Annotated in this window: 1 pseudogene; it reads right to left on the reverse strand. The window is 62.6% G+C overall.

The annotated features are described in order from the left end of the window. A pseudogene (locus PGY33_RS14345) lies at nucleotides 1-345 on the reverse strand (dihydropyrimidine dehydrogenase); the annotation flags it as partial.

Consider the following 345-nt stretch of genomic DNA (forward strand, 5'->3'; position numbering starts at 1 on the left):
GTAACCCATGCGAGCCAGATCGCCTGCGCAGGTCAGACCGGCCGGGCCTGCACCAACGATGGCAACCTTGTGACCGTTGGACTCCGGCTTTACAGCCTTCTCGGTGCTGTTTTCGCGCGCATAGTCCGCAACGAAGCGCTCCAGACGGCCGATGGCTACCGGCTCGCCCTTGATGCCACGGACACAGTGACACTCGCACTGGCTCTCCTGCGGGCAGACACGGCCGCAGACAGCCGGCAGAGCGGAGGTTTCCTTGATTTTGGCAGCCGCCTCGAGGAACTTGCCCTCGGCAACCAGAGCGATAAACTCCGGAATCTTAACCTGTACCGGGCAGCCGGTCATGCA

It is taken from the genome of Butyricicoccus sp. AF18-9LB (genome assembly GCF_027684505.1).
GTDB lineage: Bacteria > Bacillota > Clostridia > Oscillospirales > Butyricicoccaceae > Agathobaculum > Agathobaculum butyriciproducens.